Annotated in this window: 24 protein-coding genes and 1 tRNA gene; 12 read left to right on the top strand and 13 right to left on the bottom strand. The window is 47.1% G+C overall.

Annotation, left to right across the window (positions count from 1 at the left end; all coding sequences use genetic code 11):
- Window positions 1-53: 53 nt before the first annotated feature.
- Window positions 54-503, bottom strand: a complete 450-nt coding sequence (locus tag ACYVF1_RS20970) for a GatB/YqeY domain-containing protein (protein WP_461082494.1) — start codon at window positions 501-503, stop codon at window positions 54-56.
- Window positions 504-666: 163 nt separating this feature from the next.
- Here ACYVF1_RS20970 and ACYVF1_RS20965 point away from each other — a divergent pair, with 163 nt between their 5' ends.
- Complete coding sequence (locus ACYVF1_RS20965; RefSeq protein WP_461082492.1) at window positions 667-1395, top strand: pyridoxine 5'-phosphate synthase; 729 nt, start codon at window positions 667-669, stop codon at window positions 1393-1395.
- Between the two features lie 42 nt (window positions 1396-1437).
- Here the strand turns inward: ACYVF1_RS20965 and ACYVF1_RS20960 are convergent, their stop codons facing one another.
- Window positions 1438-2034 carry a hypothetical protein gene (locus tag ACYVF1_RS20960; RefSeq protein ID WP_461082490.1) on the bottom strand — a complete coding sequence of 199 codons (597 nt, stop codon included), beginning with the start codon at window positions 2032-2034 and terminating at the stop codon, window positions 1438-1440.
- 154 nt (window positions 2035-2188) lie between these two features.
- Between ACYVF1_RS20960 and prfA the strand changes: the two genes are divergently transcribed.
- Window positions 2189-3262, top strand: coding sequence for a peptide chain release factor 1 (prfA, locus tag ACYVF1_RS20955; protein WP_461082488.1), 1074 nt, complete (start codon window positions 2189-2191; stop codon window positions 3260-3262).
- Window positions 3263-3370: 108 nt separating this feature from the next.
- The gene (locus ACYVF1_RS20950) at window positions 3371-4246 is read left to right on the top strand and encodes a CE1 family esterase (RefSeq protein WP_461082486.1); all 876 of its coding nucleotides are present in this window, start codon (window positions 3371-3373) and stop codon (window positions 4244-4246) included.
- A gap of 490 nt (window positions 4247-4736) precedes the next feature.
- Here ACYVF1_RS20950 and ACYVF1_RS20945 read toward each other — a convergent pair.
- Window positions 4737-4809 (bottom strand) — tRNA-Phe (locus ACYVF1_RS20945).
- A gap of 157 nt (window positions 4810-4966) precedes the next feature.
- Between ACYVF1_RS20945 and ACYVF1_RS20940 the strand changes: the two genes are divergently transcribed.
- From ACYVF1_RS20940 to nadD, 7 genes are all read left to right on the top strand, one after another.
- The gene (locus tag ACYVF1_RS20940; protein WP_461082483.1) at window positions 4967-6340 is read left to right on the top strand and encodes a 4Fe-4S dicluster domain-containing protein; all 1374 of its coding nucleotides are present in this window, start codon (window positions 4967-4969) and stop codon (window positions 6338-6340) included.
- A gap of 109 nt (window positions 6341-6449) precedes the next feature.
- Window positions 6450-7250 (top strand): (Fe-S)-binding protein, encoded by an 801-nt coding sequence (locus tag ACYVF1_RS20935; protein WP_461082481.1) that lies wholly within the window; start codon window positions 6450-6452, stop codon window positions 7248-7250.
- 83 nt (window positions 7251-7333) lie between these two features.
- The gene (locus ACYVF1_RS20930; protein WP_461082479.1) at window positions 7334-7831 is read left to right on the top strand and encodes a hypothetical protein; all 498 of its coding nucleotides are present in this window, start codon (window positions 7334-7336) and stop codon (window positions 7829-7831) included.
- A gap of 264 nt (window positions 7832-8095) precedes the next feature.
- Window positions 8096-8785 (top strand): sigma-70 family RNA polymerase sigma factor, encoded by a 690-nt coding sequence (locus ACYVF1_RS20925; protein WP_461083567.1) that lies wholly within the window; start codon window positions 8096-8098, stop codon window positions 8783-8785.
- 168 nt (window positions 8786-8953) lie between these two features.
- Window positions 8954-9157 carry a hypothetical protein gene (locus tag ACYVF1_RS20920; RefSeq protein ID WP_461082477.1) on the top strand — a complete coding sequence of 68 codons (204 nt, stop codon included), beginning with the start codon at window positions 8954-8956 and terminating at the stop codon, window positions 9155-9157.
- Between the two features lie 131 nt (window positions 9158-9288).
- The gene (gene gmk / locus ACYVF1_RS20915) at window positions 9289-9888 is read left to right on the top strand and encodes a guanylate kinase (RefSeq protein ID WP_461082475.1); all 600 of its coding nucleotides are present in this window, start codon (window positions 9289-9291) and stop codon (window positions 9886-9888) included.
- A gap of 92 nt (window positions 9889-9980) precedes the next feature.
- Window positions 9981-10553 carry a nicotinate (nicotinamide) nucleotide adenylyltransferase gene (gene nadD, locus ACYVF1_RS20910; RefSeq protein WP_461082473.1) on the top strand — a complete coding sequence of 191 codons (573 nt, stop codon included), beginning with the start codon at window positions 9981-9983 and terminating at the stop codon, window positions 10551-10553.
- 1 nt (window position 10554) lies between these two features.
- Here the strand turns inward: nadD and ACYVF1_RS20905 are convergent, their stop codons facing one another.
- The 4 genes from ACYVF1_RS20905 to ACYVF1_RS20890 all read right to left on the bottom strand — a co-directional run bounded on the left by ACYVF1_RS20905 (window position 10555) and on the right by ACYVF1_RS20890 (window position 14096).
- Window positions 10555-10935 carry a hypothetical protein gene (locus ACYVF1_RS20905; protein ID WP_461083565.1) on the bottom strand — a complete coding sequence of 127 codons (381 nt, stop codon included), beginning with the start codon at window positions 10933-10935 and terminating at the stop codon, window positions 10555-10557.
- Between the two features lie 74 nt (window positions 10936-11009).
- A complete protein-coding gene (locus ACYVF1_RS20900) occupies window positions 11010-12023 on the bottom strand; it encodes a M28 family peptidase (protein WP_461082471.1) in 1014 nt (337 codons plus the stop codon).
- Between the two features lie 73 nt (window positions 12024-12096).
- Window positions 12097-13584 (bottom strand): cysteine--tRNA ligase, encoded by a 1488-nt coding sequence (cysS, locus tag ACYVF1_RS20895; RefSeq protein ID WP_461082469.1) that lies wholly within the window; start codon window positions 13582-13584, stop codon window positions 12097-12099.
- A complete protein-coding gene (locus ACYVF1_RS20890; protein ID WP_461082467.1) occupies window positions 13581-14096 on the bottom strand; it encodes a GNAT family N-acetyltransferase in 516 nt (171 codons plus the stop codon). The genes cysS and ACYVF1_RS20890 overlap by 4 nt, the downstream gene beginning before the upstream one ends.
- A gap of 133 nt (window positions 14097-14229) precedes the next feature.
- On the opposite strand from ACYVF1_RS20890, the gene ACYVF1_RS20885 reads away from it, so the two are divergent.
- Window positions 14230-15426, top strand: coding sequence for a hypothetical protein (locus ACYVF1_RS20885; protein ID WP_461082465.1), 1197 nt, complete (start codon window positions 14230-14232; stop codon window positions 15424-15426).
- 41 nt (window positions 15427-15467) lie between these two features.
- Window positions 15468-16385: a PfkB family carbohydrate kinase gene (locus tag ACYVF1_RS20880; RefSeq protein ID WP_461082463.1), complete on the top strand. Its 918-nt coding sequence runs from the start codon at window positions 15468-15470 to the stop codon at window positions 16383-16385.
- Window positions 16386-16481: 96 nt separating this feature from the next.
- Here ACYVF1_RS20880 and ACYVF1_RS20875 read toward each other — a convergent pair whose 3' ends face one another.
- From ACYVF1_RS20875 to msrB, 6 genes are all read right to left on the bottom strand, one after another.
- Complete coding sequence (locus ACYVF1_RS20875; RefSeq protein WP_461082461.1) at window positions 16482-17255, bottom strand: hypothetical protein; 774 nt, start codon at window positions 17253-17255, stop codon at window positions 16482-16484.
- Window positions 17256-17489: 234 nt separating this feature from the next.
- On the bottom strand, window positions 17490-18554 hold the full coding sequence (locus ACYVF1_RS20870; protein WP_461082459.1) for an SUMF1/EgtB/PvdO family nonheme iron enzyme: 1065 nt from the start codon (window positions 18552-18554) through the stop codon (window positions 17490-17492).
- Between the two features lie 18 nt (window positions 18555-18572).
- Entirely contained in the window at window positions 18573-19922 is a 1350-nt protein-coding gene (locus tag ACYVF1_RS20865) for a caspase family protein (protein ID WP_461082457.1), read from the bottom strand.
- Window positions 19923-20041: 119 nt separating this feature from the next.
- Entirely contained in the window at window positions 20042-21328 is a 1287-nt protein-coding gene (locus tag ACYVF1_RS20860; RefSeq protein WP_461082455.1) for a D-alanyl-D-alanine carboxypeptidase, read from the bottom strand.
- 6 nt (window positions 21329-21334) lie between these two features.
- Window positions 21335-23935, bottom strand: coding sequence for a T9SS type A sorting domain-containing protein (locus ACYVF1_RS20855; protein ID WP_461082453.1), 2601 nt, complete (start codon window positions 23933-23935; stop codon window positions 21335-21337).
- A gap of 189 nt (window positions 23936-24124) precedes the next feature.
- A complete protein-coding gene (msrB, locus tag ACYVF1_RS20850) occupies window positions 24125-24532 on the bottom strand; it encodes a peptide-methionine (R)-S-oxide reductase MsrB (protein ID WP_461082451.1) in 408 nt (135 codons plus the stop codon).
- Between the last annotated feature and the right edge of the window lie 129 nt (window positions 24533-24661).

The following is a 24661-nucleotide window of genomic DNA, read 5'->3' as shown; positions in this document are numbered from 1 at the left end:
CGAGCGAACGTGTGATCCAGCTTTACCGCTCTTTCACTCGTTCGCTCGTTCACTCATTGTAAAAGTTGCTTCACCATCGCCGAAATGGCTTTCCCATCAGCCTGGCCAGCGAGTTCTTTTGTGGCTGCGCCCATCACTTTGCCCATGTCCGAGGGAGACGACGCGCCTACGCGGGTAAGAATGGCCTGCAATTTTTCCTTGAGTTCGCTTTCAGATAGTTGCTTCGGCAGATAGTGTTCAATAACCGCAATTTCCGCTTCCTCAACGGCCAATAAATCAGCCCGGTTTTGCTGACGATAAATGTCGGCAGAGTCTTTCCGCTGTTTTACAGCTTTGGTCAGAATGCGGGTTTCGTCTTCGGGTTTCAGGTCGCCGTGTTGACCTTCTTTGGTTTCTTCGAGCAGAATCATCGACTTCACGGCACGTAACGCCCGCAATTTGTCCTGATCTTTAGCCAGCATGGCCTGCTTAATATCGCCGTCAATTTGTTGCTTTAGAGACATAAGTAAAGAGCGAAATCGGACCGCCGAAGCGGAGTGAATGATTGAAAGTGTAATTATAAACGTGAACCTTCACTATTTCGGCAAAGTTACAAATCTGTAGAACGTATTTCGCTGGTGCGCCAGTCCGATCTTTCACTCTTTCGCACATTCACTCTTTAAAAATATGACTCGCTTATCTGTCAATATCAACAAAATCGCTACGTTACGTAACGCACGTGGCGGTAATAACCCGAATCTGATTCAGGTAGCGCTCGACTGTGAACGATTTGGTGCACAAGGAATTACTGTGCATCCCCGCCCCGACGAACGGCATATTCGCTATCAGGACGTACTGGATTTAAAGGACGTAGTGACGACTGAGTTCAACATTGAAGGAAATCCGGACGAGCGTTTTATTGAACTCGTCAAACGGGTTAAGCCTGAGCAGGTTACGTTAGTACCTGATGCCGTCGATGCCATTACGTCGAATGCGGGATGGGATACGATACGTAACGCCGATCATTTACGCCAGCTTGTCGATACGTTCAAGGCCGACGGGATTCGCGTATCTATATTCGTAGATGCTGACGAGAAAATGGTTGAAGGTGCTAAAGCCGTTGGTACTGACCGCATTGAGTTATATACAGAACCATACGCTTCTCACTACGTTGCCGACCGGGACGCTGCTGTAGCCCCGTTTGTTCGGGCGGCTAAACTGGCCAATTCACTGGGTCTCGAGCTAAATGCCGGTCACGATTTGAGCCTGGAAAATCTACGTTTTTTCGATGAGCAAGTACCTGATCTGAAAGAGGTTTCAATTGGTCACGCGCTTATCTGCGATGCGCTGTATTACGGACTCGATAACACGATTCAAATGTATTTGCGCTGTTTGAACCAGGACGCTGGTCGCTAGAATTAAGCCAAGTTAGGGTTAGCTGAATTTTGCTCGTAAAGCTTATTTCTTTTTGGTCGCATTCATCCGACGTATCACTTCGCGCTTTTGGAAACCTAAATGCCAGACAGCAAACGGTACGTCCTGTCTACCAAAACAGGCCTCACAAATAGGACTTTCTGGAGCAATCGGTACGTTATAAACAAACAACGTATCGTTTATTTTTTGGATATTCGACGGGGCCATCTGCTTCTGTTTAGCGCTATAGAGGTAGGCGTCCAGAATTTCACGTTCCTTCTGATTTAGTGCTACGTTGCGTATATCGGTAGGGCCAAGTAGGCGAATATCCAGAACGTAACGGTTGGCGATGGCTTTGGTACGTGGCAGATTTTGCAATTGACAGAGTTGAGCGCGTTTGGCCGGATCGTTCGTTTTCTGGAGTTGTTCTGTCAATTCTTTCTGGATAACAGCAGTGACTTTTCCGCCCAGATTATCCACAGTTTCTACTACGTCGACGTCGGTGATACGTTTAATCTTCGAGTCGGCCATCTCCTGCTTTAATTCACTGGTATATTTAACGCGGTCGGGTCCGCAGCCGATTAAAAAATAGGAGACTAAAACACAACTAAACAAAAGGCGGCTCATAAACAGGAACTTCATCGACTTAAAATACATCATTTGTTGGAAAACAGGAACCACAGGAGCTTGGTTGCATATAGAGTCGAACTGGCTGGATTTTCGTAATTTTGTCTTTTTAAAGAATTTCCTTCGCGTCTTATTCCGCTTACCGAAATAGGACTAAAAATCATAAAACATGCTTGATCAGTTAGAAGCCATCCGTGAACGCTTCAACGAAGTATCTCAGCAGATTGTCCAGCCGGAGGTCGTGGCCGACCAGAAGCGGTTTATGAAGCTGAGCAAAGAATATAAAGATTTAGAAAAAATAGTCACTCAGTATCAGGCTTATACGCAGTTACTCGAAGAAATTGAGAATGCGAAGCAAATCATTTCGACCGAAAAAGATGAAGATTTTCGGGAAATGGCCAAAGCTGAACTGGACGAACTATTGCCCCGTCGGGAAACGATGGAAGAGGTGCTCAAAGAGATGCTGATTCCGAAAGATCCGAACGATAGCAAGAACGTCATTCTTGAGATCAGGGGCGGTACAGGTGGCGATGAAGCCGCCATTTTTGCCGGCGATTTATTCCGGATGTATCAGCGTTTCTGCGAGAAAATGGGCTGGCGCATGTCGCTGGTCGATTATACCGAAGGAACATCGGGCGGCTATAAGGAAATTGTAACCGAAATCGAAGGCGAAGATGTGTATGGCAAACTGAAATTTGAATCGGGTGTGCACCGCGTGCAACGAGTGCCCGCTACTGAAACGCAGGGACGTATTCACACCTCAGCCGCCAGCGTAGCCGTATTACCTGAGGCCGAAGAAGTAGACGTAGAGCTAAACATGAACGACATTCGAAAAGATACGTTCTGTTCATCGGGCGCTGGTGGTCAGTCAGTTAACACTACGTATTCGGCGGTACGCCTTACACACATTCCTACGGGACTGGTGGTGCAATGTCAAGACGAACGTTCGCAGCTGAAAAACTTTGATAAAGCACTAACCGTGCTACGTTCCCGTTTGTACGAAATTGAGTTGCAGAAACATAACGAAGCCATCGCGTCGCAACGTAAAACGATGGTGGGTAGTGGCGACCGTTCGGATAAGATACGAACCTACAATTATCCACAAAGCCGCGTAACCGATCACAGAATTGGCCTTACGGTTTATAACCTTCCCTCCGTGATGGATGGTGATATTGGCGATTTTATCGAACAACTACGTATCGCTGAAAACGCCGAACGGCTAAAAGAAGGCGCTACGGCGTAATAGTATGTGAAAGGCACTGACAGGCTCTGGCTGTCGGTTGTAGCTACTCATCAGTCGCTAGCGCGAATCCAACAGCCAGAGCCTGTCGGAGCCTTTCACATAATTCACATGATGAAGTCATTTATTTCCCTTCTTCTGCTTAGCCTTTGCTGTTTTTCTTTAAAAGCGCAGGTTATCAGCGATTCTCTTCTGATTGAGGGCCACTACCGCACATTTCATTACAACACGCCCGCTAAATCGCTACGTCAGCCCAGTCTGATTTTTGTCATGCACGGTTCGGGTGGCGATGGCTTAGGCATGATGAAATCCACGGGAAAGATGGAGAAGCAGGCACTTACCGATAATGCGCTGATTGTTTACCCGAGCGGTTACAAACGGTATTGGAACGAGTGCCGAAAAGCTTCTCCAGCACAAGCCAATCTGGAGGATGTTAATGAGCAGGCTTTCTTTGAGGGTATGATTCAATACTTTAAAAAGCGGTATCAGATCAACCCTGAGCATGTATTTGCGGTTGGTACGTCGGGCGGAGGGCACATGGCTTATAAGCTGGCGCTGACGATGCCACGGGCGTTCAAAGCCGTAACGGCCATTATTGCGAATCTGCCCGATACGACGAATCTGGATTGCGTTCCTTCCGGCAAAGCGGTGCCAATTATGATTATCAACGGTACCGAAGATCGTACCAATCCCTACAAGGGCGGTCCTGTTATTTTGGGGCAAAATATGACTATGGGCGAAGTGCGTTCTACCGATCGAACGCTGGCTTATTGGGCTGACCTAGCTCGTTATAAGGGGAAACCTACGATGGAAAAGTTACCTGATACGGACCCGAACGACGGAAAAACCATTGAGCGTTATACGTATCGGGAGAAAGGAAAACCTGAAGTTGTTCTGCTGAAAGTCATTGGTGGTAAACATGATTATCCTAATGACATAGATGTTCATCTGGAGGCATTAAAGTTTTTCATGCGTCAGATTCAATAGCAACTGTACCTGTTGAGTACTGGACTTGCCACATCCAATAGGAAACCTCATTTAGGCAGATTTGAGATCATACTCGATTTTGGCAAAAGAGGGAGGTTTCTGACGGTGAGTCTTGATTGAATCGGTAACAATATGTTGGTGGGCCTCTTGAGTATCGCGCGTCCTCATCTCGTCTTGGTTTATTCTTTATCTATGTGGTTTTGAATTATCTATTAGTCGTCTCCAAACGATATAATTGAGGATTTATAAATAATTAGTATGCATGCATAACAACCACAGTAGAATGATTATATTTGCCCCACGCTCCACGAAAAATAACAGAAGATAACCTCTTAAGGCTATTCGTAGTGAGTAATAGCTAGCAAAATCAACATTAAGCTTTGTTAATCGGTTGATTACAAAGTTTATATGAAAAAATAAATGATGTAAGATTGCTGTAATAAAGAAAAAGGCAGCTACAACATTTAGTCGTAACTGCCTGATTTTGAAGTGGTGATGGACGGAATCGAACCGCCGACACAAGGATTTTCAGTCCTTTGCTCTACCAACTGAGCTACATCACCGTAACAACGGCCTAGCGCAACGGCGAACCGTTAAAAACGTGGGTGCAAAAGTACGGATTCTCTCCCCTTTTGCAATACATTGATCAGAAATTTTTGAAAATAAAGTTTGGCTATCGGTATATAGTATTGATTGTCAGACATACAAAGCCATACTTAAATGGAGATAGTACAACAAATTTTATTCGTTGCCGCGCTGTTTCTTACTGCCTGGTATATAACTAAACGAGTGCAACTGATCAGCCGGGCGATTAAGCTTGGCCGGGCCGAGAACCGTTTCGACCATGCCGACGAACGTCTGAAAACAATGCTTCTGGTGGCATTTGGCCAGAAAAAGATGTTCACAAACTGGCTGGTCGGATTTATGCACTTTATCATCTACGCAGGATTTCTGATCATCAATCTTGAGATTCTTGAGATTATTCTAGATGGTATTTTGGGAACTCATCGGCTGTTTGCGCCTTATATTACGTCCATTTATCCGTTTTTGATTAATACGTTTGAGATTTTGGCCTTTGGCGTTTTGGCCGTCTGTGTTGTGTTTTTACTACGCCGGTTTGTGGCTAAAGTGAGTCGTTTCCAACAGGAACGCCACCGTGAGATGACACGCTGGCCCCGAACCGATGCCGCCATTATTCTGACTGCCGAAATTCTGTTGATGATTGCATTTCTGACCTGGAATGCCTCCGATAGCGTGCTACGTGACCGGGGTGTTGGCCACTACGGGGAGTTGCAGGGTATCATTCCTGATTTCGTCATTAGCCAATTCCTTAAGCCATTATTTGCTGGCTTTAGCGATACAGGATTGATGGCCTATGAACGTATCGCCTGGTGGGCACATATTCTGGGGATTATGGCCTTCGCGGTCTACGTAACGTATTCAAAACATTTGCACATTGCGCTTGGCTTCCCCAATGTGTATTTCTCCGATCTTCAGCCAAAAGGGGAAATGCAGAACATGCCCGAAATTACGAAAGAAGTTCAACTGGCTTTGGGGCTGCCGACTACAACGGCTGCCGACGGTTCTCAGGAAAATGACAATGGTCAGCAGCCTGCTGAAATCGGCAGATTTGGCGCGAAGGACGTACAAGATCTGAAATGGATTAACCTGATGAACGCTTATAGCTGTACGGAGTGCGGTCGCTGTACGGCAGCCTGCCCGGCGAATATTACGGGTAAAAAATTGTCGCCCCGCAAAATCATGATGGACACCCGCGACCGGCTCGAAGAAATTCAGCAGGGCTGGAAAACCCACGGATTTGATTACAAAGACGATAAATCATTGCTGAATGATTATATAACCGCCGAAGAGCTTAACGCCTGTACTACGTGTCAGGCTTGCGTGAACGCCTGCCCGATCAACATTAATCCGCTGGATATTATTCTCCAGCTACGTCGGTATCGGGTAATGGAAGAGTCGCAGGCACCGGCGTCGTGGAACGCGATGTTCAGTAATATTGAAAATAACATGGCCCCCTGGAAATTCTCGCCCAGCGATCGGTTTAACTGGGCCGAACAAGTGAATGAAAAGTAGTTATAGAGTTGTAGAGTTATACAGTTAAAAAGTTGGCTGGCAATTCAGCCAACTTTTTAACTGTATAACTCTACAACTCTATAACTCTACAACCTTACAACTTTTCAAAATGACAACAGAAACGAATTATAAAGTGCCGACAATGGCCGATATGACAGCCTCTGGCGAAGAGCCGGAAATTCTGTTCTGGGTTGGCTGCGCGGGTTCTTTCGACGATCGGTACAAACGCGTAACGATTGCTTTCGTACGTATTCTGAATCACGTTGGGATCAAGTTTGCCGTCTTAGGGCCAGAAGAAGCCTGCACTGGCGATCCAGCACGTAGAGCAGGAAATGAATTTCTGTTTCAGATGCAGGCCGTATCGAACATTCAGGTGCTGAATGGCTATAATGTAAAGAAAATAGTGACAGCCTGTCCGCACTGTTTTAATACGTTAAAGAATGAGTATCCCGAACTTGGGGGCAATTACGACGTAGTGCACCACTCACAGTTTTTGCAGGAATTAATCAATCAGGGGCGTATCAAAGTCAAAGACGGCGAGTCGTTTAAAGGGCGACGTATTACGTTCCATGATTCATGCTATCTGGGTCGGGCCAATAAGATTTACGAAGCGCCACGCGACGTATTGGCCGCATTAGATGCCGATTTGGTCGAAATGAAACGTAGTAAAGCAAACGGACTTTGCTGCGGAGCCGGTGGTGGTCAGTATTTCAAGGAGCCAGAACCCGGTAAAAAAGACGTGAACGTAGAGCGGGTCGAAGAAGCTCTCGGCACCGGAGCCGATACCATTGCGGTGGCTTGCCCATTTTGCATGACCATGATGTCAGACGGGGTTAAAAACAAGAATAAAGAAGATAGCGTCCGGGTTTTCGATGTATCGGAACTCATCGCGCAGGCAGAAGGGTTGTGAGGATAATGTAAAATGAGGAATGCTTGATTCGTTTCATTCATCGCTCATTGTATATTCTTCATTATCCATTTTTTATTAATTCTATGTACGTTGATTTTGACAAATTGCCGGATAATGCCCGAATTTGGGTGTATCAGGCAGACCGACCGCTGACGGATGCTGACGTTAGAACCGTTGAAGACTTGCTGAAACCGGCCTTGAGTCAATGGGCAGCACATGGCCAGCCATTACTAGCTTCGGTTAAAATCAGCGAAAACAGATTTGTTGTAATCGGGCTTGATGAGAGTTATAGTTTGCCCAGCGGTTGCTCTATTGATGATTCGGTACGTACGCTACGAAACGTAGGACAACAGCTTGGCGTCGATTTCTTTGATCGGTCGGCGGCTGTCCAAATGGCTGATGGGGTTGTACAAACAATTTCCTTGCCAGCTATAAAAAATGCTATTGCGAGTGGCCAACTTACGGTTGATACGTTCGTATTCAATACGTTAGTGAAAACAAAATCTGAATTTTTGACAAATTGGCGGACTCGTGCGGCTGATTCGTGGTTAGGCCGGTATTTTAAACAGGCTGTCGCTTAGGTAGGCCTTTAACTAAAATTTGCCGGTTAGGTGCTTCAAATTGTGGGAGTACCTGACCGGCTTTTCTGTTATAAGGTAATGTGCTCACTGCCAAATCGTCAGAATAAATGATTTTAAACCTTCTTTTTACACAAAGGTTTAATTTTTGCAGGGTGATTTACAAAAAACTCAGCGATTTGGTTCGGGTAATTATCGAATTCGTTGAGAATTGCCATCAGGAAACGGCAATTAACTCTTACTTTTATGGCGACTATTCCAGCAGTTATGTCAGACACGCCAACTCGCGACGACCGGGACCGCACCAGCGGACCGGCCGGATCAGACCAATTTTTACCCGATGGCGATTCTTTAGAACAACCCTCGGAAGATACCCCTGCCCGGCGATACACCGAGGAGCAGAAGTATCAGGTTTTCAATAAGGAGTTTATGCCCCACATCGACTCCATGTACAATTTTGCTTTTCGCTTAACCATGGACGAGGATGATGCTAATGATCTCGTTCAGGATACGTATTTAAAAGCGTTTAGGTTCATTTCGTCCTTTGAGCAAGGAACTAACGCCAAAGCATGGCTGTTTCGGATTCTGAAGAACAGCTTCATCAACGATTACCGTAAGAAAAGCAAAGAACCAGCTAAAGTCGATTATCAGGACGTAGAGACGACCTATAACTCGGAAGATGCTGAATCGGAGCATACGGTTGACCTCCGGGCCGAATCAGTTTCGGATTTAATTGGCGATGAAGTTGCAAATGCCTTAAATTCACTACCAGTCGATTTTCGAACCGTTATTATCCTTTGCGATATTGAAGGATTTACGTACGAGGAAATGGCAAAAATTCTGGATATTCCAATCGGTACAGTACGTTCCCGATTACACCGCGCACGTAATCTATTGAAAGAAAAATTGCGTGATTATGCATCTTCGATGGGATATAAAGAAGAAAATGAAGAATAAACCGAACTTTTTCTAAGTCTTTTTTGGTTCTGCAAATAACTTAACGATATTATTATTTTTGGAATAAATTAAATTTTTCCAATGCAAACGCCGTTGCCAACGTCATCTTCATCCAGTGCCAGGCCTGAGATGAAAGAGCATTGCAGTCACAGGGCAGACTGCTTGAAGATGATTCAACTGATTCTGGACGGAGAAGCTGATGAACAACAGCTGGCCCGTGTAAAAGCTAATCTGGAATCGTGTAAACCCTGTATTGAGATGTATCACCTCGAACAGGAAGTCAAAGAGTTACTGACTAAACGTATTGAAAAACGATGCTGCCCTGAGCAGTTAGTGGCAACGATCAAAACGCGAATTCAGAGTTTTAGTTAACAGGAATTTCTCCATTTGGGGTAATTAGGGAATGCTTCAGGGAGCGGCCTTAATTACCCCAATTAATTTTAATAAGTTGTAGTTGATTACGGTAGCTGTCATCTCATTACAACGGACAAACCAATCATACCTTGGACGGTAAACTTATCATTTTTTCAGCCCCTTCCGGGTCGGGTAAAACCACCATCGTTAAGCATCTGCTGGCCGAGAATTCCAATCTCGGCTTTTCCATTTCGGCCTGTACCCGCGATCGCCGGGGACGTAGCGAAGAAAACGGCAAGGACTATTATTTTCTGACGCCCGAAGATTTCAAAAGTAAAATCGACAACAACGAATTCGTTGAGTGGGAAGAGGTTTACACCGGCGCATTTTACGGTACGCTTAAGTCCGAAATTCAGCGGGTTTGGGACAGCGGCAAACACGTATTGTTCGACGTAGATGTACAAGGCGGCCTGAAACTAAAAGATTTCTACGGCGAAAAGGCGCTGGCAGTCTTTGTAAAAGTGCCCGACGAAGAAACGCTACGTCAGCGGCTGATTGGACGCGGTTCCGAAACCGAAGAAAGTCTGTCGCGTCGGCTTTTTAAAGTGCACTTTGAAATGAGTTTTCAGAATCGTTTCGATGTAATTCTGATGAACGACGACCTTGATACGTCGCTGGAAAAGGCTCAGAAACTGGTTGATGATTTTGTACAAGAAAACAAAACTCCAGCGAAAGGAACAGTGATTTAAAGTTATAAAGTTTAAAGGTTGTAAAGTTATAGAGTTCAGCGTGCGTCTGCTAACTCTATAACTTTACAACCTTTAAACTTTATAACTCAATAATGAACATCGGCTTATTCTTCGGATCGTTCAATCCCATTCATGTGGGGCACTTGATTATCGCCAACACAATGGCGACCAGCACCGACCTGCAACAGGTGTGGTTTGTGGTATCTCCCCAGAACCCATTTAAGAAGACGAAAAGTCTGCTACACGAATTTGACCGGCTCGATATGGTCGAACGAGCCATTGCCGATAATAGTCGCCTGAAAGCCACGAACATCGAGTTTTCGATGCCCAAACCAAGCTATACCATTGATACGTTGGTACGCTTGAGCGAAAAGTTTCCGCAGCATACGTTTCGGCTGATTATGGGCGAAGACAATCTGGAGCAGTTCGCCAATTGGAAAAACTACGATAAGATTCTGGAATTCTACGGTCTCTACGTCTACCCCCGGCCAAAAAGCAAAGAAAGCGAGTTTAAAACCCACCCTAACGTTAAGCTGGTAGAAGCGCCCCTGCTCGATATTTCCGCTACGTTCATCCGCGATAGCATTCGCGCTAATCGCTCAATACGTTACATGGTCCCCGACGTAGTGGAGGAAATGATTGAGCGAAAGAAGTTTTACGTGTGAATTAAGGAATCCCATTCTGATACGTTATTTCCGTCGCTAGACCGATCGCGCTCATGCGAATTGCAACGGATCGGCTTTGAGATTTAGCGCCGGGCTTGTCGCATTGAGGACCTTTTTCCAGAAAATAAACGTAGAATTTCTGATTTCGATCTTCAATCTGGTTCACATCCGGCCGACCAAGGAGATCGCCAATCGTGTTGGCAGATTTACCTTTCAAATTTTGGCTTTCCGCTTTAAAATCATCCAGCAACGTAGCACGAACGCCATTGCACCCACCTCGATCAGATCGCCATTTTTTCAGATTGAGTTTGCCGAACGTATCAGGGGCCGAACTACATGCTACTAGACCTACCCAAATAAAGCAGACAGTAACCAATTGCATCAGAGGCCGAACGAACATTTCGCCTTTTGCCGAACGCGGCCCGCGCTCTTTCACTCTTTCACTCTTTGGCTCGCTCATTGCTCGTTATAAAGTACCTGCAACAACGTCTGGCCTACTGCTTTGAGCGTTCCGCGGTCAATGTTACTCATATCATCTTCGGCGGTGTGCCAGCCTGAAAAAAAGCCTCCGGTGCCAATGTTGGTATGGATGATATCAATCATCGGAATTTTGGCTATCGTATTCGGTGCAAGATGGTCGTCAGTAATCTGCCCGCCTGGTGCATCGACAAAATACTGACTGTAACCCAGTCCGCTTGCCGTTTTCCAGACATTGTCAACAATGGTTGGTGCGTATTGCATCGAAAGTCCTTCTTTGGCGAACGTAGCGCCTTTTGCGCCAACCATGTCCAGCAAAATGCCGTAATAAGCTGAATAGCCCGGCTTATGTGGATTTTTCGCCCAATGGCGCGACCCAAGACAGAAGCCAATGTAATCGAACTGATTACCAGTCGCCTGCTCGTAATCGCCGGAAGCTTTATCGCCATTGCCCCAGTCTTCGGCGTCGAAGAAAACAATATCGATGCCCACCGTTGGTTTCTGTTTGCTTTGCTGAATGGTACGTGCCAGTTCGAGCAAAACCCCTACTCCACTGGCCCCATCGTTCGCAGCGATAACAGCTTTCTTCTGATCCGCTTTATCCGGATCGTGGTCAGCAAACGGGCGGGAATCCCAGTGAGAAGCCAACACGACACGTTTGGTAGCTTTTGGATTAATGCTACCAATGATGTTGCGGGCGTTCAATTTTTTGCCATCCCACGTATTGCCTACGAATGGCTGTTCAGTTACTTCACAACCATACTCTTTGAGTTTAGCGGCCAGATAATTTCCTGTTTGCACATGAGCGGGCGTGTTGGGCACACGTGGCCCGAACTTCACCTGACGGTCGATATAAGCATAAGCCGAATCGGCATTAAAAGCCGGAGCCGATACCGTAGCAGCGGTTTCTGTGGTGTCGGTTTGTTTGGGTTTCTCTTTGCAGGAGCCAACCGATAGGGCGAGGGCAAAAAGGAAAATGGTGTATTTGGTCATGTTCGTTTAGATGCAAACTAATGTTCGCTACGTAGCATTTTGCCTACGATTGAACTATATTCTGGCATGAATATTACTCTTCATACGCCCAGTCGATCTGGTGTTTCATGTCCTTGATTGCCAGTCCCTGCGCTTTGAAATATGAACGAATCTGATCAACCTTGTCGTATTGCCGCTGCTCTTTGTATTCTCGGTAAAGCGTCAGTAAACCTTCCAGAACGGGCTGATTAGATGTACCTTCTTCAAGTAGCCCCAGTACGTCCTGCATGAATGTAACAAACGACTCTTTCAGCAACGTAAAGACTTCTTCACCCAGCGTCGATGCCTGGAGCTGATTTAGGTAGAGCATATTCACGTATTTCAGCATGGTAAACAATTGCGCAATGCCAACGGCCGTATTCAGGTCGTCGTTCATTGCCTCGTAGAATTGCTGAACGGCTTGTCGAATTTCGTTTTGTTTTGCTTCATCAGGCTCACCTTCCCCGCCTTGATACGTCATTTCCTTGATGATACGTAGTCCGTTAGCCAGGCGACGATAACCTTTCTGGGCGGCTTTCAGCGCATCGTTCGAGAAATCGAGCGTACTCCGGTAGTGCGACTGAAGCATGAAGAAACGTACTGTCATGGGGCTGTATGCCTGGTCAAGCAGAGGATGACTACCCGCAAACAACTCGGCGGGCAAAAACGAATTCCCCAACGATTTTGACATTTTCTGGCCGTTGACGGTCAGCATGTTCGAGTGCATCCAGTAACGTACCGGATCAACGCCAGTTAAACCGTCGCCCTGCGCAATTTCGCATTCGTGGTGCGGAAATTTCAGATCCATACCACCGCCGTGAATGTCAAATTGCTTGCCTAAGTATTTGGTACTCATGCAGGAGCACTCCAAATGCCAGCCAGGAAATCCTTCGCCCCAGGGCGAGTTCCAGCGCATGATATGCTCAGGCGAAGCGCGTTTCCAGATAGCAAAGTCGAGGGGACTACGTTTTTCGGATTGACCGTCTAGTTCGCGGGTTTCGTTCAGCAGGTCGTCCAGAATCCGGCCCGATAGTTTGCCGTAATTGCCTCCACGCTTGTTGTACGTTTCGATGTCAAAATAAACCGACCCGTTCGACTCATAAGCCAATCCTTTGCCCAACAACGTTTGAACAGCCTCAATCTGCTCGACCATGTGGCCCGTAGCCGTTGGCTCAATACTTGGCGGCCGTGTATTGAACTGCGCCATTACGTTATGAAAATCGTTCGTAAAGCGCTGCACGATTTCCATCGGTTCCACTTTTTCCAGCTTGGCCATCCGCCCGATTTTGTCTTCACCCTCATCGCCATCACCGACGAGGTGCCCAACGTCGGTCAGGTTGCGAACGTAGCGAACTTTGTAGCCAATAAATGTCAGGTAGCGATACAGCGTATCGAACGTCAGAAACGTACGGACATTACCCAAATGAACGTAGTTGTAAACAGTCGGGCCGCAGACGTACATACCGACGTAGGGCGGATTCAGTGGTTCAAACAGTTCTTTTTTGCGGGAAAGCGTATTATATAAATGAAGCGGTTGTGTCATGCGACAGCGGAATTTACTTTTCGATAGAACAAAACAGGACTCTCATTTATCCACTCCTTTTTAAGAAATGTCATTTCCAGACGTTCAGCAACCCGTAGCGAGGCAATATTGGGTTCATCGAAACTTGCGTCGATATAGGGAAAAGAGAGTTTATTGAAACAATAATCAATGACTGCTTTCGAGGCTTCGGTGGCGTAACCTTCCCGTGTGAAGGCGGGCAAAAGCGCATACAGCAATTGTGGCTGGGTTTCTTCAAAAAAAGACCACAGGCCAGCAAATCCAATTACCATGTTTTTTAATTGCTCATGCAACAGCCACAAACCATAATCTCCCTCGTCGAACGTTTGCTCGCTGGTCGAAATAAATTCCTGAATTTCGTCGGGCGGTAGAATTTGGTCGTCGCACAAATAACGCCGGACAAACCTGTCAGTCAGAATGGTTTGCAGGATATCAAAATCCGTTTGCTGAACGGGGCGCATCGTAAGCCGGGACGTTTGCAGTTCCGTATGCATAAACAAGTAGAAGCCAGAAGGCGGTCGCGAAGTTAAGGATTGTTCGGCGGAAAACAGTTGCCTGACGTACTGGCCGGATGCTTTTGCCTATATTCGCGTTTTGTTTTCGTCACTGACCATCGATTAATCTGTAATGCAGCTCGTTGAGGTAGGCACTAACGTCACCCATCAGAAAGAATTTATTCAGTTTCCGGTACGTCTCTATCGTGGAGATTCGTGCTGGATACGCCCGCTCGATGCCGACTTAGAGGAAGTGTTCGACCCGGCACGTAACAAACGGTTCAAAAACGGCGAGTGTATCCGCTACCTGCTGCTAAATGATAAAAACGAAACGATCGGACGTATCGCGGCCTTTGTTGATTACGAAATCGCCAATCTGGACAACGATCAGCCAACGGGAGGTGTCGGTTTTTTCGAGTGTATCGATGATCAGAAAGCCGCTTTTGCCCTTTTCGACGTAGCAAAATCATGGCTTCAGCAAAAGGGCATGGAAGCGATGGACGGCCCCATCAATTTCGGCGACCGCGACCGCTGGTGGGGTTTGCTGGTTGACGGGTTCGACCGGGAGCCGAATTACTGCATGCCGTATACAAAGCCGTACTACGTTCCTTTTTTCGAAGATTACGGCTTTAAAGATTATTTCAAACAGTTTACGTTCGGCATTCCAACCACCTGGTCGAAACTGACGGAAATGTCGCAGGCGGTGAAGGATCGCGCGAAACGTATCTACGAAAATCCAGAGTACAGCTTTCGGACGATTGACAAAAAAGATCTGCCCGCTGCGGCCGAGCAGTTTCGGCATATTTATAATGCAGCCTGGGGCGGGCACAGTGGCGTGAAAGAAATGTCGGCGGAACAGGCGCAATTGCTGATGCAGAAGCTGAAGCCCGTTCTCGACGAAAAAATTATCTATTTCGCTTACTTCCACGACGAGCCCGTTGCCTTTTTCGTGTGCTTACCCGAATTGAATCAGGTATTTAAGCACGTAAACGGCAAACTCAATCTGATTGGCAAGCTGAAATTTTTGTGGCATATGCTATTGAGAACCAATCATAAAGCATTTGGCGTGGTTTTCGGCGTATCACCCGAACATCAGGGCAAGGGTGTGGAAGCGGCCATCGCGTTACGTATGCCGCACGAAGCCGACCATAACCCAGATTTTCAATATACTGAGCTGGAAATGAACTGGGTTGGCGATTTTAATCCGATCATGGTACGTTTCGTAAGCCAGCTTGGATCGAAAATTGTCAAAACTCACGTTACGTACCGCTATTTATTTGATCAGACCAAACCATTTAAACGCTGCCCAGTCATTGGGCGGAAAAAGTAAAAATTGTTCCAGGTTTCACAGGAACGTAAAACAAACAAAAAATGAGCTTATTGACCGTTGGTTCCGTTGCCTTCGACGCGCTGGAAACCCCATTTGGCAAAACTGACAAAATTATTGGTGGTGCCGCTACGTATATTACCCTGTCGGCGTCCTATTTCGTGAAGGAAAATAATCTGGTTGCCGTGGTGGGCGACGATTTCCCGCAGTCGATGATTGACGACCTGGAACAACACGGTGTCAATACCGAAGGATTGGAGATTCGGAAAGGCGAGAAGACGTTTTTCTGGTCGGGGAAATACCATAACGACATGAACAGTCGCGATACGGTGGAAGTGCAGTTGAACGTAATGGAGAACTTCAATCCAGCCATTCCCGATTCGTATCAAGATTGTCAATATTTGATGCTGGGTAACACGGCACCAGCCATTCAGAGTATGGTGATCGACCGGCTGCAAAACCGCCCAAAGCTGATCGTGCTCGATACGATGAACCTCTGGATCGAGATTGCGAATGACGACCTGCTGAATTTGCTGAAGCGGGTTGACGTATTGGTACTGAATGATGAGGAAGCCCGAATGCTTACCCGCGATTATTCACTGGTGAAAGCAGCCGCGAAAATCCAGTCGATGGGGCCAAAAACGGTTATTATCAAGAAAGGCGAACACGGTGCGCTATTGTTCAGCGAGGGACGTACTTTCTTTGCGCCCGCGCTTCCCCTCGAAGAAGTATTCGACCCAACCGGCGCTGGCGATACGTTCGCGGGCGGTTTTATTGGCCACCTGGCCAAAACGGATGATATATCGTTCGATAACATGAAGCGAGGCATTATTTACGGTTCGGCGATGGCGTCGTTCTGCGTAGAGAAATTCGGCGCCGAACGTATCATGAACCTCACGCAGGACGAAATTCAAGCCCGTGTAAATGAATTCGTTACGTTGTCTGCTTTTGGTTTGAATTAACATAGCAGACTAACGTAGTGTTTTGCAAAGACTTCCCGGAGCAGGTTCCTGTTTCGGGAAGTTGCTTTTTAAGCCAGCTTCAACAATTACGCTACGTTAGCTGAACACTTTCATGAGTTTCCGCTCTAAATCCTTTTCCAATTTCTGTAAGCCTTCCGTATTGGGCAGATACGTTAATGCCCGATGATGGCGCAAATCGAATGGAATATCGGCCACCGATTGCGTAATGGGAATAACCAGTTTGCCAAGCGCATGCGCTACGCCCGTTTCGTAAAATACGTTCGGATTCCGGTCGGTGAAGTCGGTAATAACAGCTTTTGAGGTAAAAATCAGGTCGAATACGTCCTGAATCAGTATGCTGTTATCCCAAATGTCATCAGCTCGTCGGCATTCTACGCGTAACTTCTGGCAAACGTTACGTATGGCCGTGTACGTCCCCGAAAACTTCCCATCAAATGGCATCATCACCGATAGTACGTTGCTTTCGACCGCTTTATCGGGAATGCGGAAAACATCAGGCGCGAACGTAATGACCCGTTCGGGTTGCCGCGTATGTACGGTTGATATGAACTCAGGTATTCCGGCGGAACGTTGGTGTAACGTTTGTTTTTTGGCTTCGATGAATCGCTCTATTTCATACAAATTTCCCACGTTCTCACTGATCAATTTTGATAAGACCTGGAAGCTATTCCCCTCATAGTCATCATCTTTAAAGTCCAGACTACGGAGCAGGCGCGGGTGGTCTTCAATTAACTCAAGATTGTCGGTCAGATAGCCGATTTTAAGCCAGTCAGACTTGGTAAAGTAAAGCTGGATAAATTCATGTAAGGCGAACAGACGAAGCGTTTTGTGCTTGTTTTGTCTTGTCATGGATGTGTCGATTATAATACAAATATTATATAATTCTGCAATTGTATAATATTTTTATATTATAATCAATTCGTCTGTATCTGAATTTAGGCAATTCAGAAATTATCTTATCCAGTGATGAAAGATACTTAACGTAAACGGGAACTGTGATTCTGGAAAAGAAAATGAAGCCAAACACAAATCGTTTAAACTAAAACTTCGCTTATCAACCGAAATCTGGTTGACTGTTTAAGCTTACTGAGCCGAGCAAACGATGCGGAAACCTAAATCATGGGACCGGAGCGAGGGAAGATAATTGAACCGATACGTGTTCCGATTGTCCTGAGATGCATTGCGCCAGCCTCCACCCCGGAATATTCGGTTTGTGCCACTAGCGGCACCAGTAGGATTTGTTACTGCAGCACTGGTGTAGTTCGCATACAAATCCGAGCACCATTCCCAAACATTTCCGCTCAGGTCATACAAACCCAATCCGTTTGGGGCAAAACTGCCCACTTTTATGGTTTTGGCCCGATAAACGCCTTCAACGGAATAAGGTTGTTTAAACTCTGCACTCCCAACGAAGTTTATTTCGGCTGGATTAGCGATGTCTTTTCCATTGCCAAAGCGACTTCGGCTGGAAATCGCCCCACCTCCGGCAGCATATTCCCACTCAGCTTCGGTAGGTAATCGAAACGCTGGCGTACCTGAAGAGCGCTGCTGATTAATTTTCTGAAGAAATTGCTGCGCGTCATCCCAGGACACCTGTTCTACCGGGCAATCATCACAGCCAGTAAATGAAGATGGATTACTACCCATAACGGCCCTCCATTGCTGCTGCGTTACTTCATACTGGCCCATAAAAAAATCACTCACTGTTACCTGATGAACCGGCTTTTCATCAGCAAGCCCTTCATTTCTAGTATCTCCCATCTGGAAAGTACCACCCTTCACCAGGGTCATGGAAGCATATGAAACACCCGTCAGGTATTGCCGGGTATTAGGATTTTGTTTTATACTCAGACTCTGACTGCTAATGGCGCTGCCGCCTGAACCTGTCACAACCAGTTTCACGATATAGTTATTGGCAGTAGCATACGTCTTCTTGGGCGATTGTTCACTACTGGTGGTATTATCGCCAAAATCCCAGCGGTAACGCAGGTCATCTCCCGACGGACCCGTGAAACTCACCTCACAGGGAGCTTCACAGCCCCCGTTCTGAATCTTGAATTCTGCGTTCGTTAAAGGGGCCAGCTCTTTAGTACAGGTCAGTAAGCCAACTGCACAAATCAGGACGAGTGATAGGTAATTGATTTTCATAATACTAAAGCCAGAAACCTAGAACGTAAGCGCCAGTGATAGTCCACCCCATTGCTGGGCTGGGTCATACATAGGCTTGATTGCCGAAAGTGAGCCTACCTGCTGTCGAATGCTTCGATACCGACGCCCCGCACTGTTACTCACTACCCACATTATAGCACTTCCTACTACTGCCCCACCGGCTATAGCCAGGGAGCTGCCCATATATGACCCTTTCGAAAGGGGAGTTAGCAAATCACCGGACGGGGGCGCCTGACCGGGATAAATAGTTGCATATTGATTGGTATACGTAGCGTTGCGCTGGATTACTTCACTGGTGTAGGAGTTGTATTTGCCGTTCGCAATCAGGTAGGTGGCTCCACCAGCTATAAGGGCTGCTGCTGCTACGCCGAGAAACACGTTTTTTTTCCGCTGATAGCGCATCATGTCTGCCTTTAGCTGATTGATATCGCCGGTAGCGGCTTCTCGTGTCACTTTAGCTGGTTCCTTGGTCATAGGTTTTGACACCGGTTTATCGGCTACGGGTGCAACACTGGCATCGGGCTTTTGCTCAACAGCGGCTGAGGCTGGCACCACAAATACAAAGTCGCCTTCCAGCTCATCGTACCGACCCGGAATCTGGTTGCCGCCCGACCGTTTACGTACGCCCGCAATCGTTCGGTCCATCATCGACCGCAAGCCCAGCCCCGGTTCCCGAAGATGTTTCAGAAGTTCAGCGGTAAATAGCCCGTTGCGCGACGAAGGATTATCGTCGGCGGTATTTCCTTCACGGGTGGAGTAGGCCACAAAACTACCGGGTGGGTTGCGAGGAATAGTGAGTCCACTGGCTAGTGCCCGGCTGGTGCTTTTCGGAAACGGGTTATTCCGGCAGGCATCCAACAACACCAGATTTACTTTGCTGCCCGAACCTTCCATAGTGCCAAACACGCGCCCAAACCGTACGCAGTGGTAATCTACTTCCGTAGCGCTGTTCATATTGGCGTCAGTCGGCACGAGGTAATTTTCGCCATTTTGTTGCAAACCGTGACCCGAATAATAGAACAGCCCTACGTCATAGCCTTTCAACTGCCGTCCGAAGTCATCAATACTGGCTGTTAAGTTGCGGTAGTCGAGGTTTTTCTTTTTTATGACCGTAAAACCCAGCGTTTCGAGCGCTGCGGCCATGCTGTCAGCATCATTACCCGGATTGGTAAGCCGTGCATCGGGCCGCACATAATCTTTGTTGCCCACTACCAGCGCCAGGCGTCTTTCAGTTCCTGCAGGCGCAGTTCCTTTCCTGACAGGACTAAATCCTTTATTCTGAGCCTGGACAATACTACTACAAGCGACCAGTAGCGAAATCAGAATAACTTGTAAAGAACGTATCATTATGGTTTGTGGAGTAAGTAAACAGCTAAAATAACAAATCGACACGGCGATTCAAATCTAGTTGGCAATCAGCCTATGTATTCATCACTGTAGCTACCAGTAGCTTATAATCTCATAAGCTAAAACTTGTCGTGAATTTCTTTAAGTAAGGCTGCTGTTCGCTGGCGCATCTCACTTACTGACTGCGTAAAATTGTTGTGCATGATACTGAAATAGAGCAATTTATCATGTTTCGTCAGTACGTATCCACTGAGATTATATACGCCTGTCATCGAACCAGATTTGGCAAATATGTAGGGTTTCTCGCTCGTACCCATGCTACGTAACGTACCGGATTGACCAGCCGCGGGAAGCAACGTAAACAATCGCTGTTGCGGAACGAGCGCGTAAATTTTGATCAGTAAGTCAATCAATACGTTTGGCGTGAACACATTGTAGCGCGACAAGCCCGATCCATCGACCCACCTGGCCACGTTACGTCCTTCCGGCGTTGTTAATCGAAGGCTGTCGGCAATTCGACGCAATTCAGCACTAGGCTCCAGCATCGACGTGTTACGTTCCGCCGAAATCATGAACAGAATCTGCTCGGCAAATTGATTATCACTCACATGAAGCATTCGTTTATAGAGTGAATCGGCAGAAGGTCCACGTAGCAGGATCGTGTTTACCGGAACAGATCGATTGACAAGACCCACCGGTCTACGTAACGTATCGCTCAGTAACTGAGCAACTAACCCCGGCGACCAGCGAAACGGTACGTCCTGACGGGAATTTTGTACGTCCGTCATACGCGTAAACTGATTCGCAAACTCCATCCGACGTACGCCACCTGTTTTGCCACCAGCTATTACACGAACGCTATCCGCAAACTGACGCGGCTTAATCTGGGTCGACAACAATTTTCCTTTGGGGAAACGTAGCACGTTGCCGTAGATGGGCATCGGTGCCAGTTCTGCCGAATAATCGTCGTTATAATCATCCCAGGCCCATCCCGCCCCAAAGCGTGGTCCTTTGTAGTTGTCAGCAGAAAAAAACAGTTTTTCAGCGCGATTCCGCAGAAACGCAAGCGCGGTTGTATCGGGCAGATCAGGATGGAGCAGTAGCGGATTGCCGGTTCCCCAGAAAATCAGTGAATCACCATTCACAACGTAACGTAGCACCGGCAGCGAATCACGTAACGACACGAGACCGGCGTAGAAACTGAATAGCTTGGTATTAGACGCAGGGGTAAACGGTTTATCGGCATTGTGCTGAATCAATCGCTTCTGCCGAACCGGGTCATACAATGCTACGCCCGTAAAATGATCCGTATAAATAGGCTGGGTACGTAACGCACGGCCGATACGTTGGGCGGGCGAACAGCCGATAAGCAGGAGCGGAATAAACAGGTAGAGCAGAACCTTCATACGTCGTCAATCAGCAACCAGAACCTTTTGAGTAAGTATCAGATCATTTGCTTTCAGTTGCAGGAAATAAAGCCCCGTTGGTAACTGACTCACATCAACCAGCTCATTCACCCGAGAACCACTTATTTTCAGCGTCTGCTGACGAATGGCTTGTCCTGACAACCCCATCAGACTAAGATGTACTTCAGATACTACGTTCGGTAAATCGGCAACGATACGTATCGAACCACCATTGACCGGGTTGGGATACAGCGAAAACGTAGCGTTACGTGTTGGTTCTTCAGCCAGAACAATAGCCGGAGGGGCCACCTGAATCCGCAGATTATCAATGGCCCAGCCCCAACCGTACGATAGTTGATCGGCGTACATCCGAAATCGAATCAAAATTTGGTCGCCGGCTTTAAAAGCACTGCCTTGTTTGAGTAAAGGAATCTCACGACGTCGGTACAGAGCCGGCACGCCGACTGTGGTTGAATTATCGGCCACAATACTCGCCTTGTAAGCGTTTAACCACTCCGTTTTATCCCGCGAACTGTACGCATCGACTAAAGGCCTCCAGGTCAGTCCGTTATTAGATGAACCTTCCACAATTACGTAGTCATAGAAGTTGGCGTCTCCTAACTTACTGCCGGGTTCGCTGGGTTCAATCAGCACAATTTCGTCGAAACGAACAACGGCGCTGTCGGGATTTGCTTTGATGCGTATCGGCGATAACAGCACGTATTCATAATTACTCTGCGCCTTAAAATCGGCCCCATTTCGGTACGGGTGTTCCGAATGAATGGCCGGATCGCTGAAACCAGCAGCCGTCGTAACACTAAAACCATACCCAATAAAATCGCTGGCTGACGTAGCGTCGCTGAACGTAGTAATATATTGATCACGAGCGGCTCGGGGAGCCAGAACTGGAATTTCATAAAAACCGCTGGCCGGACTGAAAGTCTGATTTTTCGCCTTCGACATATCCACAGCCACAATTCGATACGTAATCTTATCTCCTGCTTTCAGCGAATTTGCCGGGAAAGTGATACGATTCACGTACATGCTGTCGTACGTAAGGTTATTGATCGTGAGTTTGGTAAACTTCAGATTCAGATTGGGTTGTGCTACACCGTTGATTTTGTATTCTACGTAAGCCGCGCTGATACCTGCTCGATTGTCTTTAATCCGTGAATAAATTGGCAAGCTGTCAACGGCGTTGGTGGCAAAAATGAAATTTTTAGTGGGTAAAAACTGGATCGTCGGTGCTACGTTGTCAGGGCCCGATTGTGTATGGTAAAGCAATTGCGTGCCACTAACGAGTTTACCCGGATTGGTGAATGTGCGTCCGAGACCATCTTTTGCCGAAAAATAATACCAGATATCGCCGGTAGCCTGCGATGCTGGAAGTGTAAACCGATATTCGTTGGTGGTTCCAACCTGCGTGGGCGTAACGGTCGTAAAAACGGAATCCTTCGCCGTAGGCTGCGTTTTCCGGTAATACAAACGTACCGAACCGGCTGTTAACGTAGTATCGCTGATAACGCGCGAACTGAAAACAAGGTCGGTAGGATCTTCACTACCAATAATCGGTTCGTGCAGAACCGACGTCGTTTTCCATTCCATATCGGCCAGAAAATTCATGACAATTGGCCCCGGCGAGTGGATGACTTCGGCTTGTGCTAAAATGGGTGTCATCAGCGAATTGACGTTTCCGGGCGGATACGTATCTTCATTGAGGTGGTAAACGCTGGCAGCCGGGTCGAAATCATAGGGGGCATACACCTTCGCCCGGTCGCCGGTTGCCTGTTTCAACGTAGTGCCGTTGATAAACAGATTATGTCCGGCCAATTGCAGTTTTAACTCTTCCGAATCATTTGGAAAATCCTTTGTCGACGTAACCAGCCGCTTCCCCTGCCCGGTTTCGATGAATTGATCATAGATAGACGCAAGTGCCTGGGTATAAAGTCCATTATCGCCAACAACCCTGAAGAAGCCAATAAATCCGAGTCCGTGCGCTAGTTCGTGCAGCACGGCGGTCACCATATCGGTCTGACCTTTGGGCGTTTTGCTATCCGTACCGAAATACCAGTCATTATTTCGGTTAAAATTGGCGATGATGTCAGCTTCTTCGGGCGCATTCAGTTCACGTCGGGCAATTTTTTCCGCCAGCGCAATAGGGTAAAAAGCATTCGCCCGCTGTCCCCCATCAAAATTATAGCGGTACGACGCTGGCCCTGCCGAACCTAATACGTTGGGTGTATCGGAAATCCAATTCGCCTGAATGCGGATGGGTACGGGTGAACTGATTAGCCTCGACCAAATATCTACTGCGTATTGAAAAGCCTGTTTTGCCTCGGTTGTAAAATTGGTATACGTAACGATAAATTGGGCAGTAGGCGCAGCAAGTCGACCATTGGCGTCGGTCTTTTTCAGGAAACTTTCGGGAGCCGGAACCGTTGTAAGCGCGTTATGTTCGTCTTTATAATATACGATTCGAGGGCCATAGGCCGGTGTTCCAATTACCGAATACGGCGCTGTTTCGCCTGTTTTTTGCGCCGTTACGTTGTTTATCGCCACGATGAATCCAACGATTCCCCAAATGCCCCTCAACACCCAATGATTCATGCTGCAAATCAGTGATAAAGTATTGTGACGCAGAGAGGACCAGAGAAGCCACAGTGATACGCAAAGAAAAATTCTCAGCGAATCTTCGTGTTTACTCCGTGTGTCTCTGCGTCACAGCAAAAAAAGCAAGGCAATATGGCAAACGATTCGCTTAACTCGGCAATCTCAATCCTATTTTTAGATTAGAATTTAATGAGAATCAGCCGTTCGTTTCAACACCAACGCTACGGAGTTCAGGCAATAGCGCATTCCGGTTGGCGCCGGTCCGTCGTTGAAAACGTGTCCTAAATGTGCATCGCAAACGTTGCACAATACTTCTACCCGAATCATCCCGTAACTGAAATCTTTTTCCAGACGAATGCGCTCTTCCTCAATGGGTTCCGTAAAACTCGGCCAGCCCGTTCCCGACTCAAACTTTGTTGTCGACTCGAATAATTCGGTGCCGCAGCAGACGCAGGCGTAAATGCCGGGGTCGTGTGCTTCGCAGTATTCGCCTGTGAAAGGACGCTCGGTTCCTTTTGTGCGCGTTACCCGATATTGCTCGGGCGTAAGTAGCTGACGCCACTCTTCATCTGTTTTAATAACTTTCTGAATCATAACTTTTTGTGCTCTTGGTTGAGTCTGTCCGTATAAACGTAAACCGCTACGTTTCCGATTTGTCTTTTCTACGCTGTAAATTTGCACGTAGCGTGAGTGGTCACCCGTGCTACGTACCAACTATTAACA

The organism is Spirosoma flavus (genome assembly GCF_054778555.1).
This window is presented reverse-complemented; position numbering and strand designations above follow the sequence as displayed.

What these genes read in the sequence shown, in the direction of transcription:
- ACYVF1_RS20890 (WP_461082467.1), bottom strand. Translation starts at nt 14,096, where the DNA reads ATGCATACGGAACTGCAAACGTCCCGGCTTACGATGCGCCCCGTTCAG.
- prfA (WP_461082488.1), top strand. Translation starts at nt 2,189, where the DNA reads ATGCTTGATCAGTTAGAAGCCATCCGTGAACGCTTCAACGAAGTATCT.
- nadD (WP_461082473.1), top strand. Translation starts at nt 9,981, where the DNA reads ATGAACATCGGCTTATTCTTCGGATCGTTCAATCCCATTCATGTGGGG.
- ACYVF1_RS20865 (WP_461082457.1), bottom strand. Translation starts at nt 19,922, where the DNA reads ATGATACGTTCTTTACAAGTTATTCTGATTTCGCTACTGGTCGCTTGT.
- ACYVF1_RS20885 (WP_461082465.1), top strand. Translation starts at nt 14,230, where the DNA reads ATGCAGCTCGTTGAGGTAGGCACTAACGTCACCCATCAGAAAGAATTT.
- ACYVF1_RS20935 (WP_461082481.1), top strand. Translation starts at nt 6,450, where the DNA reads ATGACAACAGAAACGAATTATAAAGTGCCGACAATGGCCGATATGACA.
- ACYVF1_RS20960 (WP_461082490.1), bottom strand. Translation starts at nt 2,034, where the DNA reads ATGAAGTTCCTGTTTATGAGCCGCCTTTTGTTTAGTTGTGTTTTAGTC.
- ACYVF1_RS20900 (WP_461082471.1), bottom strand. Translation starts at nt 12,023, where the DNA reads ATGACCAAATACACCATTTTCCTTTTTGCCCTCGCCCTATCGGTTGGC.
- ACYVF1_RS20855 (WP_461082453.1), bottom strand. Translation starts at nt 23,935, where the DNA reads ATGAATCATTGGGTGTTGAGGGGCATTTGGGGAATCGTTGGATTCATC.
- ACYVF1_RS20860 (WP_461082455.1), bottom strand. Translation starts at nt 21,328, where the DNA reads ATGAAGGTTCTGCTCTACCTGTTTATTCCGCTCCTGCTTATCGGCTGT.
- ACYVF1_RS20905 (WP_461083565.1), bottom strand. Translation starts at nt 10,935, where the DNA reads ATGCAATTGGTTACTGTCTGCTTTATTTGGGTAGGTCTAGTAGCATGT.
- ACYVF1_RS20940 (WP_461082483.1), top strand. Translation starts at nt 4,967, where the DNA reads ATGGAGATAGTACAACAAATTTTATTCGTTGCCGCGCTGTTTCTTACT.
- ACYVF1_RS20870 (WP_461082459.1), bottom strand. Translation starts at nt 18,554, where the DNA reads ATGAAAATCAATTACCTATCACTCGTCCTGATTTGTGCAGTTGGCTTA.
- ACYVF1_RS20920 (WP_461082477.1), top strand. Translation starts at nt 8,954, where the DNA reads ATGATTCAACTGATTCTGGACGGAGAAGCTGATGAACAACAGCTGGCC.
- cysS (WP_461082469.1), bottom strand. Translation starts at nt 13,584, where the DNA reads ATGACACAACCGCTTCATTTATATAATACGCTTTCCCGCAAAAAAGAA.
- ACYVF1_RS20875 (WP_461082461.1), bottom strand. Translation starts at nt 17,255, where the DNA reads ATGACAAGACAAAACAAGCACAAAACGCTTCGTCTGTTCGCCTTACAT.
- ACYVF1_RS20930 (WP_461082479.1), top strand. Translation starts at nt 7,334, where the DNA reads ATGTACGTTGATTTTGACAAATTGCCGGATAATGCCCGAATTTGGGTG.
- ACYVF1_RS20950 (WP_461082486.1), top strand. Translation starts at nt 3,371, where the DNA reads ATGATGAAGTCATTTATTTCCCTTCTTCTGCTTAGCCTTTGCTGTTTT.
- ACYVF1_RS20925 (WP_461083567.1), top strand. Translation starts at nt 8,096, where the DNA reads ATGTCAGACACGCCAACTCGCGACGACCGGGACCGCACCAGCGGACCG.
- msrB (WP_461082451.1), bottom strand. Translation starts at nt 24,532, where the DNA reads ATGATTCAGAAAGTTATTAAAACAGATGAAGAGTGGCGTCAGCTACTT.
- ACYVF1_RS20880 (WP_461082463.1), top strand. Translation starts at nt 15,468, where the DNA reads ATGAGCTTATTGACCGTTGGTTCCGTTGCCTTCGACGCGCTGGAAACC.
- ACYVF1_RS20965 (WP_461082492.1), top strand. Translation starts at nt 667, where the DNA reads ATGACTCGCTTATCTGTCAATATCAACAAAATCGCTACGTTACGTAAC.
- ACYVF1_RS20970 (WP_461082494.1), bottom strand. Translation starts at nt 503, where the DNA reads ATGTCTCTAAAGCAACAAATTGACGGCGATATTAAGCAGGCCATGCTG.